The organism is Arthrobacter sp. TJ-266 (assembly GCF_058269115.1).
Window position 1 is genome coordinate 172,731 of sequence record NZ_JBZCNC010000001.1, and the last position, 14,865, is coordinate 187,595.

General features: G+C 70.3%; 14 protein-coding genes and 1 pseudogene. 10 read left to right on the forward strand and 5 right to left on the reverse strand.

Features of this window, described 5'->3' with window-relative positions; all coding sequences use genetic code 11:
- Positions 1-106 precede the first annotated feature (106 nt).
- The 3 genes from AC4D12_RS00925 (at position 107) to AC4D12_RS00935 (ending at position 4,301) form a co-directional block, all read left to right on the forward strand.
- A complete protein-coding gene (locus AC4D12_RS00925) occupies positions 107-1,189 on the forward strand; it encodes a PQQ-dependent sugar dehydrogenase (protein WP_490947909.1) in 1,083 nt (360 codons plus the stop codon).
- 141 nt (positions 1,190-1,330) lie between these two features.
- A complete protein-coding gene (locus AC4D12_RS00930) occupies positions 1,331-2,650 on the forward strand; it encodes a M20 family metallopeptidase (RefSeq protein ID WP_490947910.1) in 1,320 nt (439 codons plus the stop codon).
- Positions 2,651-2,729: 79 nt separating this feature from the next.
- Positions 2,730-4,301, forward strand: coding sequence for an AbgT family transporter (locus AC4D12_RS00935; RefSeq protein ID WP_490947911.1), 1,572 nt, complete (start codon positions 2,730-2,732; stop codon positions 4,299-4,301).
- A gap of 160 nt (positions 4,302-4,461) precedes the next feature.
- Here AC4D12_RS00935 and AC4D12_RS00940 read toward each other — a convergent pair whose 3' ends face one another.
- Both AC4D12_RS00940 and AC4D12_RS00945 read right to left on the reverse strand, forming a co-directional pair.
- Positions 4,462-4,656, reverse strand: coding sequence for a hypothetical protein (locus AC4D12_RS00940; RefSeq protein ID WP_490947912.1), 195 nt, complete (start codon positions 4,654-4,656; stop codon positions 4,462-4,464).
- Positions 4,653-5,321 (reverse strand): hypothetical protein, encoded by a 669-nt coding sequence (locus AC4D12_RS00945; RefSeq protein ID WP_490947913.1) that lies wholly within the window; start codon positions 5,319-5,321, stop codon positions 4,653-4,655. Before AC4D12_RS00945 ends, AC4D12_RS00940 begins: the two co-directional genes overlap by 4 nt.
- 460 nt (positions 5,322-5,781) lie before the next feature.
- Between AC4D12_RS00945 and AC4D12_RS00950 the strand changes: the two genes are divergently transcribed.
- The 5 genes and pseudogenes from AC4D12_RS00950 (at position 5,782) to AC4D12_RS00970 (ending at position 9,673) form a co-directional block, all read left to right on the forward strand.
- Positions 5,782-6,765, forward strand: coding sequence for an ATP-grasp domain-containing protein (locus AC4D12_RS00950; protein ID WP_490947914.1), 984 nt, complete (start codon positions 5,782-5,784; stop codon positions 6,763-6,765).
- A 128-nt stretch (positions 6,766-6,893) separates the two neighbouring features.
- On the forward strand, positions 6,894-7,742 hold the full coding sequence (locus tag AC4D12_RS00955) for a phosphatidylinositol-specific phospholipase C/glycerophosphodiester phosphodiesterase family protein (protein ID WP_490947915.1): 849 nt from the start codon (positions 6,894-6,896) through the stop codon (positions 7,740-7,742).
- 156 nt (positions 7,743-7,898) lie between these two features.
- A pseudogene (locus tag AC4D12_RS00960) lies at positions 7,899-8,162 on the forward strand (ATP-binding protein); the annotation flags it as partial.
- Between the two features lie 97 nt (positions 8,163-8,259).
- On the forward strand, positions 8,260-9,282 hold the full coding sequence (locus tag AC4D12_RS00965; RefSeq protein WP_490947916.1) for an NADPH:quinone reductase: 1,023 nt from the start codon (positions 8,260-8,262) through the stop codon (positions 9,280-9,282).
- A 4-nt stretch (positions 9,283-9,286) separates the two neighbouring features.
- Entirely contained in the window at positions 9,287-9,673 is a 387-nt protein-coding gene (locus AC4D12_RS00970; RefSeq protein ID WP_490947917.1) for a YchJ family protein, read from the forward strand.
- A 14-nt stretch (positions 9,674-9,687) separates the two neighbouring features.
- Here the strand turns inward: AC4D12_RS00970 and AC4D12_RS00975 are convergent, their stop codons facing one another.
- Together AC4D12_RS00975 and AC4D12_RS00980 are read right to left on the reverse strand one after the other, a co-directional pair.
- Positions 9,688-10,119, reverse strand: coding sequence for an NUDIX hydrolase (locus AC4D12_RS00975; protein ID WP_490947918.1), 432 nt, complete (start codon positions 10,117-10,119; stop codon positions 9,688-9,690).
- A 156-nt stretch (positions 10,120-10,275) separates the two neighbouring features.
- On the reverse strand, positions 10,276-10,719 hold the full coding sequence (locus AC4D12_RS00980) for a winged helix-turn-helix transcriptional regulator (protein WP_490947919.1): 444 nt from the start codon (positions 10,717-10,719) through the stop codon (positions 10,276-10,278).
- Positions 10,720-10,842: 123 nt separating this feature from the next.
- On the opposite strand from AC4D12_RS00980, the gene AC4D12_RS00985 reads away from it, so the two are divergent.
- Positions 10,843-11,496 carry an FMN-dependent NADH-azoreductase gene (locus tag AC4D12_RS00985; RefSeq protein WP_490947920.1) on the forward strand — a complete coding sequence of 218 codons (654 nt, stop codon included), beginning with the start codon at positions 10,843-10,845 and terminating at the stop codon, positions 11,494-11,496.
- Between the two features lie 87 nt (positions 11,497-11,583).
- On the opposite strand, the gene AC4D12_RS00990 is transcribed toward AC4D12_RS00985, so the two are convergent.
- Entirely contained in the window at positions 11,584-12,783 is a 1,200-nt protein-coding gene (locus AC4D12_RS00990; protein ID WP_490947921.1) for a M14 family zinc carboxypeptidase, read from the reverse strand.
- Between the two features lie 212 nt (positions 12,784-12,995).
- Here AC4D12_RS00990 and AC4D12_RS00995 point away from each other — a divergent pair, with 212 nt between their 5' ends.
- A complete protein-coding gene (locus AC4D12_RS00995) occupies positions 12,996-14,852 on the forward strand; it encodes a gamma-glutamyltransferase family protein (protein WP_490947922.1) in 1,857 nt (618 codons plus the stop codon).
- Positions 14,853-14,865 lie beyond the last annotated feature (13 nt).

Below are 14,865 nucleotides of genomic sequence, written 5' to 3' on the forward strand. Positions count from 1 at the left end.
CCCGCCGTCGGTCCGGGACGTTCACGAGGAGGGTCGGTCCGTTCACCCTCGAGGCCGACCGGCGGTCCCTGCTTCGGATCCGCCCGCGCTCGGAAGGGATACGTACATGATCGACCGCACTCCGCTCCTGGGCCTCACGGCTCTGGTCCTCGCCACCGCGCTCATCACCGGGTGCGCGCCGACGTCCGGCGGGGCGCCCCGCGGTGCCTCCGCCGACGTCACGATCGGCGCGGACCTCGCCGCCGAGGATCTCGCGAGCGATCTCGACGTGCCGTGGTCGCTGACCTACCTCGGCGACGCGCTGCTCGTGAGCGAGCGAGACTCCGCGCGGATCGTCGAGATCGCCGCGGACGGGGAGCAGCGCGAGGTCGGCGTGGTGCAGGGCGTGGAACCCGGCGGTGAGGGCGGACTGCTCGGCCTCGCCGTCGACGACCAGGACCGCCTGTACGCCTACTCCACCGGCGCGGACGGCAACCGGATCCAGCGCATCGAGGTCGAGGGCGCTCCGGGCTCGCTCTCGCTGGGTGATGCCGAGACGCTCGTCGACGGACTACCGCGCAACACCACCCACAACGGCGGCCGGCTGGCCTTCGGACCGGACGGCATGCTCTACGCGGGCGTAGGCGACGCCGGTGATCCGGACAGTGCGCAGGACCTCGACTCCCGCGCCGGGAAGATCCTGCGCATGACCCCCGACGGCGACGTCCCCGCGGACAACCCCTACCCCGGCTCGCTCGTGTTCAGCCACGGACACCGGAACGTGCAGGGCCTCGCGTGGGCGGCGGACGGCACCATGTTCGCCACCGAGTTCGGCCAGAACACCTGGGACGAGCTGAACATCATCGAGCCCGGGAAGAACTACGGCTGGCCGGTCGTCGAGGGCATCGCCGGGGAGGACGGCTTCGTGGACCCGGTGCAGCAGTGGGATCCGGCGGAGGCGAGCCCCAGCGGCATCACCGTGGTGGATGACACGATCTTCATCGCGAATCTCCGCGGCGCCACACTGCGGGCCGTTCCGGTGGGGGACCCGTCCACACGGACGGACTACCTCGTGGGCGAGTACGGGCGGCTCCGCGCCGTGCTCGAGGCGGCGGACGGCCGGCTGCTGGTCCTCACGAACAACACCGGCCGCGACACTGCGGCGCCGCAGGGTGACGACCGCATCATCAGCCTGGACCTGCCCGGCTGACCGGACCGCCCGACGAGAACACCTGACCGGAACACCTGACCGGAACACCTGACTGGACACCGAACGGGCAATCCGCCGGGCGTTACCCGGTGTTAACACGCCGGACTGCCCAGTGACCTGACTGTTGCCTAAGCTACTCGAATGAGTCAGCCCACCAGCCCCGACCAGGCCTACCTGCAGTCCATCGACGACCGGACGCGCAGGCTCGCCGCCGAGGCCGTACCCACGCCGTCGACCTTCGACGGCGCACCGCGTGAGTTGTCCGACGTCGTCGAGCAGGCCGTGGACGCCCTCGCCCCGAGGCTGGAGCACGTGGTCCGCCACCTGCACGCGCACCCGGAGACCGCCTTCCAGGAGCACCACAGCGCCATGCTCCTGCACCAGGAGATCACCCGGCACGGCATCGACGCCCGGCTGGGGGTGCACGGCGTCGAGACGTCGGTGCGCGCCGAGATCGGGGATGCCGCCAAGGGCCCGACCATCGCGATCCTCGCGGAGTACGACGCCCTGCCGGTCATCGGCCACGCCTGCGGTCACAACGTGATCGCCGCCGCCGGTCTCGGGGCGTTCCTGGGGCTCGCCGCCGTGGCCGACCGCCTTCCGGGACGCGTGCTGCTCCTCGGCACCCCGGCCGAGGAGGGGCACACGGGCAAGGAGGTCATGGCGCGCAACGGGGCGTTCGACGACGTCGACGCCGCCGTCATGGTGCACCCCTACGGGTACGACCTCGCCGACCAGGTGTGGCTCGGCCGGCGCCTGCTGACCCTCACCTTCACGGGCGTCGAGGCGCACGCCTCCGCCCAGCCCTTCATGGGCCGCAACGCGCTCGACGCCGCGAGCCTCGCCTATCAGGGCATCGGCCTGCTGCGCCAGCAGCTCCCGCCGTCGGACCGCGTGCACGCTACCATCACGCACGGCGGGGACAGCCCCAACATCATCCCCGGCCGCGCCGTCATGAAGCTCTACGCCCGGTCGCAGCAGCCGGCCACGCTGAAGGACCTGAGCGCGCGCCTCGAGGACATCGCCCGCGGGGCGGCGCTCATGACCGGTACGGGCGTGGAGCTCCAGTGGGACGAGCACCCGCCGTCGCTCCCCATCCGCACCAACGGTGCGCTCACGGGCCGCTGGGTCGCGGCGCAACAGCGGCGCGGGCGCTCGCCGCTGCCGCTCGGCGTCGTCTCCGACACCCTCGCCGCGTCCACCGACTTCGGGAACGTCAGCTACCGCATCCCCGGCATCCACCCGCTCATACGGATCGCCGAGCCGTCCACCGCGCTGCACACGCGCGGGTTCGCGGAGGCGGCTGCCGGTCCGGCTGCGCTGGAGGGCGCGGTCGACGGCGCCGCCGGGCTCGCGCTCACCGCCCTCGACTACCTGTTCGACGGCGATCTGCGGGCAGCGGTCGAGCACGAGTTCGAGGAGCAGGGCGGCGCCATCGACGTGCCCTCCTACTTCGACTGACCGTTCCGCTCCCCACGCACCGCCACGACGCACCGCCACGACGCACCGCCCGACGCCCAGCAGCAGCCAAGGAGAACACATGTCATCCACCGCAGCAGCCCGCCCCGGCCTGACGGACCGCTTCCTCACCGGCGTGGAACGGGTGGGCAACAAGCTGCCCGATCCCTTCATGCTCTTCCTCATCCTGTTCGGGATCACGGCCGTCGTCACCACCTTCATGGCGCTCGCGAACGTCACCGTGCAGGTGCCCGGAGCCGAGGAAGCGACCGTCATCAAGGGCCTGTTCACGGGTGAGGGCATGACCTGGCTGACGCAGAACATCGGCGCCAACTACCTCGGCTTCCCGCCGCTCGCCACGGTGCTGCCCATCCTCCTGGCGGTCGGGGTGGCTGAGAAGTCCGGCCTGCTCGGCGCGCTGATCCGGCGGGTCTTCGGCTCCGCCCCGCGGTGGGCGCTGCCCTACGCCGTCGGGTTCGTGGGCGTGGTCGGGTCCGTGATGTCGGACTCCGCGTTCGTGATCATCCCGCCGCTGGCCGCCCTCGTGTTCAAGGCGGCCGGACGCCATCCGGTAGCAGGGCTCCTCGGCGGCTTCGCGGCGGCCGGAGCCGGCTACTCCACCAACCTGCTCGTCACGAGCCTCGACGCCCTGTTCGCCGGGATCACGACGGCGGTCACCGAGAACCTGCCCAACCCCGGCTCGCCCGTGACGCCGCTCTCGAACTACTACTTCAACATCGCGTCCTCGGTGGTCCTGATCCTCATCGCGGGCTTCATCATCGACAAGGTGCTGGAACCGCGCCTCGACCGCCAGAAGGTGCCCGTGGACGAGATCGTCGAGGACGGTGAGCAAGCCTCCGCGCCCGTGATCCTCACGGCCGAGCTCGAGCCCGTCGAAGCCCGGGGCCTGAAGTGGTCGATGATCGTCGGTGCGATCGTCGCCCTCGTGATCCTGGTGGCCGTCATCGTGCCCGAGTCGCCGTGGCGGAACGAGACCGGCGGCTTCCTGCCGCGTTCGCCGCTGCTCAGCTCGATCGTGTTCATCGTGTTCCTGCTCTTCACCATCCCCGGGCTGGTCTACGGGCGGATCGTCGGGACCATCACCACGGGGCGCGACGTGCCGCGCGTCATGGGCGAGGCCATCAAGGACATGGCGGGCTTCCTGGTGCTCGCGTTCATCCTCGGCCAGTTCATCGCGCTGTTCAACTGGTCCGGCATCGGGTCCTGGATCGCGGTGGCGGGAGCCTCGGGCCTTCAGGCGATCGGACTGACCGGGTACCCGGCGATCATCGCGTTCATCCTCCTGGCGTCCGTGCTGAACCTGTTCATCGTCTCAGGGTCCTCGATGTGGACGCTGATGGCCTCGGTGTTCGTGCCGCTGTTCGCGCTGCTGGGGTACGAGCCCGCCTTCATCCAGGGCGCCTTCCGCGTGGGCGACTCCGCCACGCAGGTGATCACCCCGCTCAACCCCTACATGATCGTGCTGCTGACCATGCTGCGGAAGTACGAGCCCGAGGCCGGCCTCGGCACGCTGATGGCCCGGATGCTGCCCTTCGTGGTGCCGTTCTGGCTCGCCTGGGTGGCCATCCTGACGGTGTTCTTCTACCTCGACCTGCCGCTGGGGCCGGGCAACGGGATCTTCATCCCGCAGTAGGCGGCCGTGGCGCGGGGGCGGGCGCCGAGTGCCCGTCGCCGGGCTCCCTCGGGCGGCCGTCGCCGTTCGCACGGGGCCGTTGCCGGGAGCTCGTTGCCGGTCTCCTTCCCGGGCTATTCCACGGGCTATTTCGAGGGCGACTCCGCGCGCGCGGCGGGAGCTACGGCTTCCGGCGTCGGGCCCCGAGGGCAAAGCCGATGACGCATGCGCCCGCGGCGATGCCCGCCATCAGCAGCGACCAGCCGATTGCCGTCGATGCGCCTGTGCCCCGGTCGTCGCCCAGCAGCGCGACGGTCAGTCCGACGACGACGCACGTGAGCCCGGCGAGGGTCACGCTCCGCGGGTGGACGGTCATGCGTCCGTACCCGCCGGTGCACCCAGCCCGCCCGGCCCGCCCGGCCCGCCCGGCCCGCCCAATTCGTCGGGTCGTCCATGCCCGGGAAGGCCGCGCCCGGTCGCTCCGGGGTGGCCCGTCCGCCATCCCGTCACGGCGGCGCAGAGGCACAGGCCACCGACCAGCAGCAGGAGACCTGGCGTCATCGTAGGTCCGTAGGGGTCATCGAGGGTGATGGTGAGGTCCGAGCTGTAGGCGACGCTGAGCTCCCGACCGGGCGCGGGTCGCACGGGAAGGGCGTCGAAACCCGGCGGAGAGGCCAGCAGCGTGGCGCCACCGGCGAGGACGGCGAGGGTCGCCGCCGCGGCGAGCCCGCCGAGCACGAGCGTCACATGGTGGGGGAGGTGCGGCAGCAACGCACCGCGCGGATGCCGTCCGCGGCCGAGCGACCAGGCGAGGATCACGAGGCCTACCACGGCAAGCCCGTACCCGAAGAGGTCGACGGCGGCCGGTCGTCCGTCACCGGGCACGAAGGTCGTCTCGGAGAGCGGGGCGTAGGCGAACCAGCCGAAGCTCCTCGACGGAGCGGTCAGGGCAGCGACCACGAGCGCCACTCCCACAAGCGCGCAGCTGACACCCGCGAGAAGCAGGCCCCCGCTCCACCTCCGCTGTGGGCTCGTGCGCATCCGTCCCCCGTTCCTGCCCGTGGCCGCTCCGTGGTGGCTACCGCGACTCTAGCCACCAGTGCGGGCCGCGGATAGACGCCCGCGGTCCTCAGGCTTCCCCGTGCCGCTGGACAAGACCTCGCCAGGTCCGCTTCCTCCCACTCCACGGGTGCTTGAGTAGGGAATACCGCGTTCATCCCTCAGGAACGAGCCGTGCACTGTGAGGAACGGGGATGTCCGGGCGCGGTGGCGATCCGCGGAGGCGCCCGCGGTGCGGACGATCCCACAGTGACGCCTCCCACCGTGGGCATGTGCTCACCAGCCCACGCGTCGATGCTGCAGAGTGGGACGGTCCACCGGCTGTGCGCCCCACCGCCCAACGGCTCACCGGGTAGCGGCGCCCGGCTGTGCGCCACCGCGCAACGGCTCACCGGGCGCCGCGCCGGCCGGACGCCGGAATAGGGGCCTGACCACGCAGGTTATGCGGGAAACACCCACCGATCGGAAGGACCCCACCGTGACCACGGTCTACGCCCTGCACGAGAACCCCGAGTGGTTCCCGCCGTTCGCGCAAGCCTTCGAGGCCGAGGGCGTCGAGGTGGTGGAGTGGTTGTTGACCGACGGCGTGCTGGACCTCGATGCCGTGCCGCCGGAAGGCATCTTCTGGTCACGCATCAGTGCCTCGGCGCACACCCGCGACCACGGCCTGTCCAAGGACTACGCCCGGTCTGTGCTCTCCTGGCTCGAGGCGCACGGGCGGCGGACGGTCGATGGACGCCGGGTCCTCGAGCTCGAGATGAGCAAGGTGGACCAGCTGACGGCGCTCAGGGCGGCAGGGATCGACACCCCGCGCACCGTGGCCGCGATCGGCCGGGATCGTATCCTCGAGGCCGCGCAGGGCTTCGACCTGCCGCTGATCCTGAAGCACAACCAGGGCGGCAAGGGCCTCGGCGTGCGGAAGTTCGACACCCACGAGGAACTCGCCGCGTACGTGGCGTCGGACGAATTCGAGGAGCCGCAGGACGGCATAACCCTCGTACAGGACTACATCCAGGCGGCCGAGCCGTTCATCACCAGGGCGGAGATCGTGGGCGGCACGTTCGTCTACGCCATCAAGGCCGATACCGCGCGCGGAGGGTTCCAGCTCTGCCCCGCGGACGCGTGTGCCATCGATCCCGAGACGGGCAAGCCGATCATGCCGCCCGGGGCGACGATCGAGCCCGAGCCGGACCAGCAGCTCTTCAGCCTCCGCGAAGGGTTCGACCACCCGGTGATCGCGCGCTTCGAGGAGTTCGCGCGTCGGAACAACCTCGAGGTGTGCGGGATCGAGTTCATCGAGACGGCGGACGGCCGGATCCTCACGTACGACGTCAACACCAACACGAACTACAACGCGGCGGTCGAGGCAGTGGCGCCGGTGTCGGCGCCGCGGGAGCTGGTCAGGTACCTCAAGACCCTCGGCTGAGGGGGGAGCGGCGCGGAGGCGGAGTCGGCCGGGGCGCGCCGTTCACCGGTGGGTCGCCCGCAGGCAGTCTGCTGATCACCTCGGCTTCCTACGGTGGACGGGACGTCCCCCAAGGAAAGGCCCCACCCATGAAGCTCCGCCCGCTCGCCGTGCTCCTCGCCGGCGCGACCCTCGCCACCACGGCCGCACTGCCCGCGTCCGCCGCGCCCGCGCGCGACGACGTCGTGCTCGGAACACCGCACGCCGCCGCCCACGCCCACAACGACTACGAGCACGACCGCCCGCTGTACGACGCCCTGGCGAGCGGCTTCACGAGCGTGGAGGCGGACGTCTGGCTCGTGGACGGCGAGCTCCTCGTGGCGCACGATCTCGACGAGGTGACGCCCGGGGTGACCCTGAAGAGCCTGTACCTCGACCCGCTGGACGAGCTCGTCCAGGGCCGCGCGAGCGGGGTGTACCCGGGCTGGAACGGCGAGTTCCAGCTCCTCGTGGACATCAAGGGAGACGCCGAGCAGACGTGGGCGGCCATTGAGGCCGAACTTGAGGAGCACCGCAGCATGCTCACGCGCTACAGCAACGGCAAGGTCAAGCAGGGCGCGGTGAGCGTGGTCATCAGCGGGAACCGCCCGCTCGCGACCATGGCCGCGGACCGCCAGCGCCTCAGCTTCTACGACGGCCGGGCGACGGACCTCGGAGGCGCGCTGCCGTCGTCGCTCATGCCGCTGATCAGCAACAACTGGACCCAGCTGTTCACGTGGCGCGGGATCGGCGAGATGCCCGTTGCCGAGCGCGCGAAGCTCGAGGCCTACGTGGCAGCGGCGCACGAGCAGGGCTCTCGCGTCCGCTTCTGGGAGACGCCGGACCTCCCGGGCCCCGCCCGCGAGGCGGTCTGGACCGAGCTCGCCGATGCCGGTGTGGACCACATCAACACCGACGACCTGCCGGCCCTCGAGGCGTTCCTCGCCGCGCGCGGCTGACGCAGCGACCACCGAACCACGAACGACGACGGCGCCTCCGCGGACGAGCAGGGGCGCCGTCGTCGTGCCCGGACGGATCCCGCGCCCGGTGGCCGGGCCGCACAGCGTACGCACAGCTGGGCGAAAGAATCGCCACACACCGACACCCCGCCCGGTACCTCGATCATCACGACGCTGCGGCGCACGGAGGGCTCGGTGCGGATCACGGTGGTGGATGACGGCCCGGGGATCGACCCCGCTCTGCTCGGAGCGGTCTTCACACGCTTCCGCCGCGGGGACACCGCGAGGACCACGAGTACCGGCAGCACCGGTCTGGGCCTGGCGATCGTGCAGGCGCTCGTCGAGGCGAACGGAGGCGGCGTCGTCGTGGAGAGCGAGCCCGGCCGCACCGAGTTCCGGGTGAGCCTCCCCACGGGCTGAGCGGCGTCGCTCCCGCCGTCGGGTCATCCGCTCGCGGGCACCCGCCCGGACCCCGCGCGGCGGGAATGCCGGTCCGGCCTCGGTGGTTCCGTCAGCCATGAAGTCAATCGTCTATTCCTCCACAGGCCCCTCGTCCGTCCTCTCCATCGTCGAACGCGAGGTGACGGAACCGGGTCCGGGGGAGGTGCGGGTGCGTGTGGTCACCTCCGGGGTGAACCCCACGGACTGGAAGGCCCGCGCCGGCGGGGACGTCCCGTTCCCCGAGGTGGTACCGAACCAGGACGGCGCAGGCGTCATCGACGCCGTGGGCGACGGCGTCACGGGTCACCGGATCGGTGACCGCGTCTGGCTGTACCTGGCGGCTCACGGTCGACCCACCGGAACGGCTCAGGAGTTCGCCGTGGTGCCCGCCGAGCGTGCGGTCGGCCTGCCGGACGGCGTCGACGTCGCTCTCGCGGCGAGCCTGGGCGTGCCCGCCATGACGGCGCACCGTGCGCTGACCGTCCACGAACACGGCCCCTCCCGCCTCGCGCCCGGTGCCCTCGCGGGGCGTGTGGTGCTCGTGCAGGGCGGCGCCGGGGCGGTGGGCCATGCGGCGATCCAGCTCGGCGTCTGGGCCGGGGCGACCGTCATCGCCACGGTCAGCAGCGACGCGAAGGCCGAGCTCGCCCGGTCTGCGGGGGCACACCACGTGCTGCGCTATCCCGACGACGCGCTCGCGGATCGCATCGGTGAGGCCGCGCCCGACGGCGTGGATCACGTCGTCGAGGTGTCCCCCGCGCAGAACGCGGCGCTCGACGTGGCGGTGATCGCCAACCACGGCAGCATCGCCTACTACGCGAACAACGGCGGGGACGACTTCTCCGCTCCGATCATCGCGAGCTTCGTGAAGAACGTCCGGTGGCAGGGCCTGCTGCTCTACACCGTGGGGCAGGAGGCGCTCGACGCGGCGGCGGAGGACATCACCGCCGCCCTGCGGGACGGCGCGCTGGCCGTCGGGGAGGATGCCGGGCTTCCCCTCACCTGGTTCCCGCTCGAGGAGACCGGCGCCGCCCATGACGCCGTGGAGAGCGGGGCCGTGGGCAAGGTCCTCGTCCGCGTGGCCGACGAGACCGCCTGATCCCATGCCCGCCGACACCTGCCCCTGCGGGTCCGCCGCGCCGTACGAGGAGTGCTGCGCACCGCTCCACCGGGGTGGCGCCGCGGCGACGGCGCTCGCCCTCATGCGGTCGAGGTACTCCGCCTTCGCCCTCGGGCTCGAGCAGTACCTGCTCGACTCCTGGCATCCGTCGACCCGACCGGACGGCGTGGATCTCGACGGGGACGTGGAGTGGCGGCGCCTGCAGATCGTCGACTCGACCCTCGGCGGTCCGTCGGACGATGCAGGGTTCGTGGAGTACCGGGCGTCGTTCCGCAGCGGTGGGAAGGCGGGGCTGCTGGAGGAGCGCAGCCGGTTCACCCGGGAGGGCGGGCGCTGGCTGTACGTCGACGGTGACGCGCGCTGGAGCTAGGGGTGCAGAGGTTTTCAGGAGTTCGCATGACCCATGGTTGCGTGATGTGAGAAGTACTCCGCCAGTACTGCGTTGTCCTCGTAGGCAAGATGCATCGCTCCCACGTGCGACTCGGAGAACCAGGCGATGCGTTGGCCCTCGGTCAACGTGAGATCGTCCAGGTCCACTCCTAAGGGTGCGGTGAAGGTGTTCTCCACCCCGTACGATCGCCAGGTCCTTGTGAGGAAGTGAATCGAATCCGCCGGCAGCAGGATTCCGAGTTCTTCCTGGACTTCGCGTTGGATGCACGCCCTGGCTGATTCTCCCGGTTCGAGCATGCCGCCGGGGATGGCCCACATGTTCGGAAACGCGATGGTGGGCTTGTCATCGCGAAGCTGCAGGAGGACGGCGCCGTCAGGATTGACGAGGATTATCTGGCATCCCTCGATGCCTCCGGCGCTGCTCATGCCATGAGTGTAAGCAAACGGTTTCGTCCGTCCGTAGCTCGCTGTCAGGTCGCCCGGGAGCTGACGTGCATCGGTGCTGCAGGTCGCGCTCGGTTCGAGCGACGAAGAGATCGAGCGTTGACCTTTTGCTGCCGGTGAAAGATGCCGCGACCGCACTCAATCGCCGGCACCGTCTACTCCGCGCTTGTCGCTGTCGAACGAGTGTCGGTTGTTCCTCACAGTGTGCTGGTGCTCGCTCACCCAGTCCCCGAGTGTCAGCACCACGCTCTGGAGCGAGCGCCCGAGAGCGGTGAGTTCGTACTCGACCCGCGGCGGCACCTCCGGGTAGACCGTCCGGGAGACGAGGCCGTCGCGTTCGAGTGAACGCAGGGTCACCGTGAGCATGCGGCGCGAGATGCCGGGGATGATCTCGGAGAGTTCGGTGAACCTCTTCCGTTCCTCGCCGAGGACACCGATCACCAGCAGGGTCCACTTGTCGCCGATGCGGGAGAGCAGTGATCGGAACAGGTCCGGGTCGTCGCTCGTACACAGGTCGGCCATCGTCGGCATGGACTCGATCAGCCGAGCTTGGAGGGCATTGATACTCGTCTGCTGCGTCATCGGCACTCCTCTGAGTTACTCCTGCGTAACAGGGGGTCGTTTGCGGTAACGGGGGCCTGCCGGGTTGAGTTACCGATCGTAACTATAAGCGGGTCGACGACCCGCGATCACTAGAGGAGTGTCATGTCCCTGTTCCGTCTTGATGCCAGTATCCGCACCGAGGGCTCCACGAGCCGCGCGCTGGGCGACATCGTCGAGGGTGAGTGGAGCGCCGCTCACCCCGACTCGGTGATCACCCGACGTCATGTCGGAACCGAACCAGTCCCCGCGACAGCATGGGCGGAGGCCGTGGGCGCGTCGATGACGCCCGACACCGGCCGGACACCCGGTCAGAAGGCAGCTGTTGCCCTGGCACGCGAGTTGACCGACGAGCTCGTGGCCGCCGACGCGATGCTGTTCGCCGTGCCGCTGTACAACTTCGGCGTCTCCCAGCACTTCAAGTCCTACGTCGACATGGTTCTCACCGATCCACGCATGGCCCCGGGCGCAGTTCCTGCGACGGCGGGCACACCTGCCGTGCTGGTGACGGTACAAGGAGGTAACTACTCCGCCGGCACACCGAAGGAGGGCTGGGACCACGCCACCTCCTGGATGCGGCGCATCCTCGAGGACGTCTGGCAGCTGGACCTCGACGTGGTGACCCGCGAGTTCACGCTCGTCGGCGTAAACCCCGCCCTCGACCAGTTCACCGAGCTGGCCGACGAACTGAAGCTCCGTGCCGAGGATCAGGCCACCCAGCACGGACGCGGGCTCGCTCGCCTGCAGCGGGTCGGCTGAGCGTTGTGCGCCCCAGGGTGAACGACGACGGCGCCTCCGCTCACCGCGGGGGCGCCGTCGTCGTTCGCTGTGTGAGCCGCGCTGGTGCTACGGCGTGACGGGAAGGGTGCCCGCGTAGTCCGTGCTGTAGCCCGTGACCGGGGCATGCGGGATCTCCTCCCACACCGTGGGATCGGTCTGCTGCACCTCACCGTTCGCCAGCCCGCTCAGCAGCGTGCGCATGGCCACGATGTTCTGCTGGATGCTCTTGCCGCGGGCCTTCTGGCCGAGCGATCCGTCACTCGTGTTGCCGGAGGTCTCGAAGAACACCACCGGGTTGGAGTGCCCCTCCGGGTTGAGGTTCTGGTGGTTCAGTCCGAGCATCATCGCGGAGACGACGCCGCCCTTGATGTCGATCTCGAGGCTGCCGCCCACCTGGTACCGATCCATGGTGATGTAGCCGGCGCCTTTCAGTTCCTCGTACACGTAGCCGTGCATCTGGCGGGTGAGGACGTCGTACGCGCCACCCTGGAGGGTGGGCAGCGTAGGTCCGCCCGGCGCGAGCGAGATCCCGAGGGAGAGCGTGACGTCGTCGCCCGTCCCGTACTGCTGCTTGAGGCCCTGGTGGTGGATGTCGATGCCGTAGGCCGGGTCCACCTCGGTCCAGTACTCGTAGAAGGCGAGTGACTCGCGTGCCTGGAACTTGCCCGTCACCCAGTCGCGGTTGAGGTCCACGATCAGGTTCTGGCCGTTCGCGTCCGTGCGGGGAGCGTTCGCCGCGGTGTCCCAGAGGACGGTCTGGCGGATGTTCAGCTCGCTGCCGTCCGGGTTGTACATGGGGATGAAGTGGATGGTGAAGGCGTCGCGGATCTCGTCGTACTCCGGGGAGCCGTTGGTCCCGAGATCCTTGAGCAGGCTCAGGATGGATTCGGCGCCGTAGGGCTCGTTGCCGTGGATGCGGCCCTGCACCCAGACGTCCTGCGGCCCGTTGCCCACCGTCGCGACGTAGAGGTCCCGGCCCTGCTCACTCGTGTTCACCGTGGTGCCCGCCTCGGCGAGCGTGAAGACGTCGACGCCGTACCGGGAGTTCTGCTCGATCTTCTCGAGCTCCTTGACGGTGTCCGCGTAGGTGAGAATGCTCGCGATGCTGGTGGTGCCGTTGGGCGACGGGAAGTTGCCCTTGGCCTGCGCCGGTCCCGACGTGAGGAGCGGCAGTGCCAGCAGGGTGGCGAGGCCGAGGGCGAGGGACCTCGACCGGGTGGAGCGGCGGGTACGGGTGGTGGGGCGGTCGGTGCTGCTGCGAATCACGGATGTCCTCCATTGGCGCGTAGGTGATGGCGGCCGGGCGCCGGTCCGCATCCCCTGCGGTTGGCGGTGCCCAATGGCTGGTGTGGTTCACCGTACCCGGCCCGCCACCGCGTGCACAGGGTGCTGAGCATCCGGCGGCGGTCCGGCCGTCGGGTCCAGCACGGCGCGGGTCTCATCTGCGTGTTCTACCATCTGTCGAAAAGGAGGCCCCCATGCGCCGCTCGTTCCCCCTCGTCGCTGCCGTCACCGTCGCCGTCCTGCTGCTGATCGGCGCGGTGGTGCTGATCGTCAACCGGGTCTCCGGCGCGGGGGAGCAGACGGCCGTGTCCGAACCCACCGCCTCGTCCTCGGCGGCTGAGGCGACACCGAGCCCCACCCCGGAACCGACACAGGTACCGACGACGCCGCCCGCCGACGCCGCGCCGACCCCTGCCGCACCCGCCCAGATCCAGGCCGTCGTCTCGTCGAACACGCGCGCCACCGACGCCGGGGCGCAGATCCTGGCCGCGGGCGGCACTGCGGCGGACGCCGCGCTCGCCGTCGCCGCCGTCCTCAGCGTGGTCGAGCCGTTCTACTCGAGCGCGCTGGGCGGCGACACCTGGGGCCTCTACTACGAAGCGGGCACCGGCGCGGTCACGAGTGTCAACGGTGTGGGCCCCACGGGCAGCCGGACCACCCTCGCCGACTACGCGGGCCGTGCGGGGGCGCCCGGCATGCACCAGGCGATCCTGCCCGGCGCGTGGGACGGCTGGATGCTGTGGCTGCAGGAGTACGGCACGCTGGACCTCGGCGTGATCCTCGCCCCGGCCATCGACGCCGCGCGCACCGGGTACCCGGTCAGTACCGAGATGACCTACTGGTTCGGCGTGCACGAGGCCCAGATCCGCGCCGACCCCGCGCTCAGCGCACTGTACGTGCGCAACGGCGCGCTCGCGGCGACCGGCAGCACCATCGTCCAGCCGGAGATGGCGGCCACCTTCGAGGGCCTCGCCGCCGCGTACGACGCCGCCCTGCCGAGCGGGCGTGACGCCGCCGTCCAGGCAGCACGGGACCACTTCTACCGCGGTCCGATCGCGGAATCGATCGTGGCGTACTCCGACGCGAACGGCGGGTATCTCACGCGTGAGGACCTCGCGCAGTACTCGGCCGAGATCGTCGAGCCGATCTCCCTCGCGTACACCGAGGACGTCACTGTCTTCCAGAACCCGCCGAACAGCCAGGGCATCGCCATGCTGGAGGCGCTCAGCATCCTGAAGGGTGATACCTTCGAGGGCCTGTCACCGGACGATCCCGCCGTGGTGCACACGCAGGTCGAGGCGACGAAACTCGCCTACGCGGACCGCTTCGCGCTGGTCGGCGACCCCGAGAGGACCCCGGTGCCCGTGGACCAGCTGCTCTCCGAGGAGTACGCGGCGGCCCAGCGTCAGCGGATCGATCCGGGTGTTGCGGCCGCGTGGCCCATCAGCAGCGGCCTGGAGCGCACGGCATCGGACACCACGACCTTCCAGATCACGGACGCCGCGGGGAACGCGGCCGCCGTCACCACGAGCATCGGCGGGCACTTCCTCGTGGTCGGGGACACCGGCATCCACATCAACGAGCGCATGAAGTTCATGTCGCTGGAGGAGGGCAACGTGAACGTGGTGGCGCCGGGTGCCACCGTGCGCCACACCTCCAACCCGTACATGGCCCTGCGTGACGGCCGCCCGTACCTGCTGGGCGGCAACACCGGGGTGGACACCCAGCCGCAGGGGCAGCTGCAGCAGTTCATGGGGGTCGTGGACTTCGGGCTCTCCCCGGCCGAGGCGATCGCGCGGCCGCGCTACGTGAGCACGGCCTTCCCGGCGTCCACCTTCCCGTACGCAGCGAACAACGTGCTCGATGTCGAGGGTTCCGCCCCCCAGGCCACGGTGGACGGGCTGACCGCGCGGGGACATAGGATCGCCGTGGGCCAGGGGGTCTTCGGAACCGCGAGCATGCTCGAGATCGCCCGGGACGGGCTCTCCGCCGAAGCGGCGGCCGAGCCCCGCAACGACACGGCGAGCGCCGTCGTCATACCGCCCGGCTAGGACGACCACGACG